Consider the following 4,779-nt stretch of genomic DNA (forward strand, 5'->3'; position numbering starts at 1 on the left):
GGGGCAGCGGAAGCGGTTCGCCCCGGTGGGCGTCCGCATCCCCGCGCGGTCCGTCGAGGGCGTCGGAGACCTGCTGGCGCGGGTCCACGGGGCGGACGGGGGCGAGGTCGTCCCGGAGTCCCGGGCGGCGTGGGCGGAAGACCTCGCCGCGCTCACCGTCCTCGTCGTCGAGGGCGTTCGGGAAGCCGGCGAGGGCGTCCAGGTCGACCGGGGCCTCCAGTTCGACCGGCCCGTCCAGGAGGGCGGGCGGAAGGCCGGGAAGTTTCACGGGCATCTGGGAGAGCGCGGAGCGGCGGCTCTCCTCCAGCTCGGCCTCCTTGGTCGGCTGCGGCCGGTCGAGACGGAAGCCGATGCCGTTGGTGTCCGGGACCTCGTCGCTCAGCAGGGCGTCGGGGATGAACACGACGGCGGTGGTGCCGCCGTAGGGAGAGGGCTGGAGGGAGACGCGGACGTTCTGCCGCTGTGCGAGCCGGCTGACCACGAACAGGCCGAGCCGGTCGGTGTCGGAGAGTTCGAACTCGGGTGTCTCGGCGAGCCGGAGGTTGGCGTCCAGGAGTGCTTCGGCCGCCATGCCGAGGCCCCGGTCGTGGATCTCCAGGGTGAAGCCGTTGGCGACCCGCTCCCCCACGACCTGGACGGCGGTGTGCGGCGGGGAGAACACCGTGGCGTTCTCCAGGAGTTCGGCCACCAGGTGGGTGAGGTCCGCGACGGCCGGGCCGGTGACGGCGATGCGCGGCAGCCTGCGGACCTCGATGCGCTCGTAGTCCTCGACCTCGGCGACGGCCGCGCGGACGATGTCCATGAGCTGTACCGGCTTGCGCCACTGCCGGGACGGGGCGGCCCCGGAGAGGATCACCAGGCCCTCGGCGTGGCGGCGCATACGGGTGGTCAGGTGGTCGAGGCGGAACAGGTCGGCGAGTTCGTCGGTGTCCTCGGTCCTGCGCTCCATGGTGTCGAGCAGGGTGAGCTGCTTGTGCAGCAGGACCTGGCTGCGCCGGGCGAGGTTGACGAAGACCTCGGAGACGCCGGAGCGCAACTCGGCCTGTTTCACGGCGGCTTCGACCGCTGCCCGCTGCAGGGTGTTGAGGGCCTGGCCGACTTCGCCGATCTCGTTCCTGTCGTACTCCAGGCGCGGTACCTCGATCTCCACGTCGACCACTTCGCCGACGGACAGGCGGCGCATGACGCTGGGCAGCCGGACTCCGGACGCCTCGTGGGCGTCCAGGCGGAGTTGGCGCAGGTCGCGGATGAGGCCGCGGCCGATGCGCACGGACAGGAAGAGCGAGAACAGCAGGGCGATCAGGCCGAGGACGCCGGCGACGGCCGCCTTGAGGATGACGTTCATCGCGACGGGGCGGACGCGGTCCTGATAGCGGTCGTTGGCCTGGTCGTCGAGGGTGCCGAGCTTGTCCAGCACGGCACCGGCCGCGGTGTTCCAGGTCTGTGCGGTGACGTTGCGGGGCGAGCCGGACTCGGAGGAGGCGGCGGCCTGTTCGGCCACGCGCAGCGGGGCGCTGGCCGCGTTCCTCCAGAAGCGGTCGAAGTGGTCGCGCTCCGAGGAGGGCAGCAGCGGCAGGTTGACGTCGTACATCAGGGTGCGCTGGGCCACGAGGTCGGAGACGGCGCGGGTCTCGTCCCGGGTGAGTTTGCCGACGATCAGTGAGGAGCCGAGCAACGCGTCCTCACGGGAGAGGAGTTCACGGGCGCGGGCGAGGTTGACGAGGGCGCGGTACTGCTTGTCCATCTCGACGTTGTCGACGACGTGGAGGTTGGTCAGCAGCACGTAGCAGGGGTCGACCAGGCGGTTGTAGAGATCGAGGGCCTGGGCGCGGTTGACGGTGCCGTCCTCGACGCTGCGCCGCAGGGACTCCAGGCCGTCGAAGGCGTCGAGCACGGCGGAGACGCGGCTGTCGGTGGACTGGCCCATCGCGTCGCGGACGTCCGGGTTCCGGGCGTTCTTGCGGATCTTGGCGACGGCTTCGTCGGTCGCGGTGCGGCTGCGCCTGAGGTCGGTGAGGCCGTCGGCGGCGCGCGGGTCGGCGAGGTAGACGAGCGACTGGCGTCGTTCCTGCTGGATGACGCGGACCGTGTCCTCGGTGGGGTAGCCGATCTTCTCGACGACCGACGACACGTTGAACAGGTCTCCGGCCGCCCGGCCGGTGAGGACTGTGGCGAACGCCCAGATCGCGGTCAGGGACACGAGCGGCACGAGAAGGAGCGCCACGATCTTCCGGCGGATGGACTTCCCGCGAAAGCGCATGGCCTCCCCCAGCTGGACCCCCGCCGGCCGGGGGTACACATGTGCGTCAACAAACGGCGCGAGCCTACTACTGACACACAGGTAACTCGAAGAGCTGTCCGGAGCCTGAACTTCCGCACCAGGGACCGGACATGGTGAGATGTCAGGGCATTACGGGAGATAGGCGCCCGGATTCCGTGAGGTTCGCCGGACCTGACCGGATCGACCCGCTTGGCCAGTTGGCTGGAATTTTTCGTTCGTTGGGAATCTTCGTGGGATGTTGTTCGTCTTTCTCTACGGGATATGGGTGCGGAACCGGCCACAGGAGCCGCATCCGCATCTGGGCGGCGTAAAACAGGGCAGGCCGGGCACCCACTGGGGAGCCGGAGTCTTCGGATTCCGGGACGAGTGGTGTACCGGCGGTGGGGAGGACACGTTGATGGGCACGGCGGAGCGGCAAGAGGCGCTTGAGGACGGCGTGGCGGCGCGGTCGACGGCGCAGCGGCGCCGTGAGGCACCGGATCGCGACATTCCGGCGGGCGGTGACGTGACGACAGGTCGCGGCGCGGCCTCGACGGGGCCGAGCGAGCCGGCGGGGGCAGGACACGGCAAACCGGGATCGGCCCGCGCCGAAGCGGAAGAGCAGGCGTACTACCGGCCGTTGTGGATCGAGGAGCCCGCGCGTCGGCGCCGGCTGCCCGATCCGGTGCGTACGGCGGCCGTGCGGGCGGTGCTCATCATCGCCGTGACGCTGATCCAGGCGACGGTGGCCTTCCTGTGCACGATGGCCGGGTCCTGGCTGGCGTTCCCGATGGTGATCAGCAGCGTGGTCAGCACGGTGGTGGCCACCTGGGGCGTCCTCGACGTATGGGTGACCCGCCAGATGTGGAACCAGCGCAACGGCGTCGTCTCGGAGCCCAGCAGCACGGCACGGGCCCTCCGCCGTGAGCGGCGTCGGGCCCAGCGTCAGGCGAAGGCCACCCGGCGGGCGCAGGAGCGGATAGCCCGCAAGGGCGGCGCCGGGCAGCTGTCGCACTCCTGACGGTCGCCCACGGATGACGTTCTCCTACGGACGACGTTCTCCTACGGGGTAGTCGGCGCCGGTCGCTTGAACATCCGGGTCGCCGTGATCTCGCTGTGCACCGACTCCCCTTCTCCGGCGGGGGCCTGCTGCGGCAGTCCCGGCCGGAGGTGTTCCTCCACGCTGATGTACTTGAGACCGGCCCGCAGGTCGGCGTCGTTGCGCAGCCGGATGACCAGCGGGAACTCGGCCAGTGCCGTCGTGTCGAACAGGCCGGTGGTGTACAGGAGTTGGACCCCGAGCGCGTCGGACACGGCGCGCTGCAGCTCCAGCAGATAGGTGGCGTTGGCCCGCCCGATGGGGTTGTCGAGGAAGAGCGTGCCGGCGTGCCGGTGCTTGTCGCGGCCCCGGTCGTTGGATCGCAGCGCGGCCATCGTGCAGTACAGGGCGATGGCCGCGGTGAGCAGCTGACCGCCGGAGAACACATCGCCCATCTGCCCGACGGGGACGCGCTCGGCACGCAGTACGGCGTCCGGCTTGAGGATCTCTACGGCGATGCCCTTGGGCTCAAGCGCCGCGCCAACTCCCCTCAGCAGCAGGGACATTCCGTCGCGCCGCATGTCGGAGTTCTTCTTCACGGCGGCCCGGGTCGCCTCGTCGACCACCTCGCCGAGCCGCTCGGCCAGCGTGGCCTGGTCGGGCTCCTCGAAGCGGATGCGCAGGAACTCCTGCCCGGACCACTCGCCGAGCCCCTCCGGCAGCCTCGACAGCCGCTGCGCGGACCGCAGGGTGGCGAGCGCCGACTCGACGAGCCCGCGGAGCCGGTCCACGATCGAGTCGCGGTTGCGTTCCAATTGCGCCAACTCGTCGGTGAGGACCCGGAGTCGGGGCGCGAAGGCGTCGGCCCACTTCTGCGCGTGCTCGGGCAGGGAGGACGCCGGCAGCTCACGGATCTGCTGCCGCGCGGGAGTCCGCACCTGCTCGTACCGCGTGGAGTTGGCATGCCGCACGAGCACATCGCTCGCTTCCCGTACGGCGCCCTCGGCGGCGGAGAGATCGGCGGCGCAGGCGCGCAGCGAGCGACGGGCCTCGGCGGCGGAGTGCCGGGCCTCCTCCACGCTGCCCGGGTACGGCTCGGGCTCCTCCTGCTCCTCGTCCGAGGAGTGCTCGCGCATCAGGTCACGGAGCATCGCGGCGGTCTCGTCGAAACCGCCGGCCCCGTCCTCGGCGGCGCGGTGGGCGTCGAGGAGTTCGGCGTGGGCCTCGCGGGCCTGGCCCAACGCGTCGGCGCGGGAGGCGAGTTCGGCCGTGGCGGTGCGCAGCAGGACCTGGGCGTGCTCGGCGTCGCGCGGGACGAGTTCCTCGGCCAGTTCGGTGTGCGCCTCGCCGTCCTCGGGCGCGTGCCGTTCGGCCTCGCCGCGCAGCCGCCCGAGCTGCTCACTCGCGTTCGACACCCGGGTCTCCAGCAGTTGCACCAGCTCCTCGGCGCGCGCCGCGGCGCCCTGCCGGGACGGCCCGT

At 71.2% G+C, this 4,779-nt stretch carries 2 protein-coding genes and 1 pseudogene; 1 reads left to right on the forward strand and 2 read right to left on the reverse strand.

The window, feature by feature from the left end:
• A partial coding sequence (locus tag R6V09_RS46200) for a sensor histidine kinase (protein ID WP_317887465.1) occupies window positions 1-2,260 on the reverse strand: 2,260 nt, incomplete at its 3' end.
• A gap of 418 nt (window positions 2,261-2,678) precedes the next feature.
• Here R6V09_RS46200 and R6V09_RS46205 point away from each other — a divergent pair.
• Entirely contained in the window at window positions 2,679-3,281 is a 603-nt protein-coding gene (locus tag R6V09_RS46205; RefSeq protein WP_317887466.1) for a hypothetical protein, read from the forward strand.
• A 41-nt stretch (window positions 3,282-3,322) separates the two neighbouring features.
• On the opposite strand, the pseudogene R6V09_RS46210 reads toward R6V09_RS46205, so the two are convergent.
• Window positions 3,323-4,779 (reverse strand): annotated as a pseudogene (locus R6V09_RS46210) (hypothetical protein); the annotation flags it as partial.

Source organism: Streptomyces sp. W16 (genome assembly GCF_033194735.1).
Taxonomy (GTDB): Bacteria; Actinomycetota; Actinomycetes; order Streptomycetales; family Streptomycetaceae; genus Streptomyces.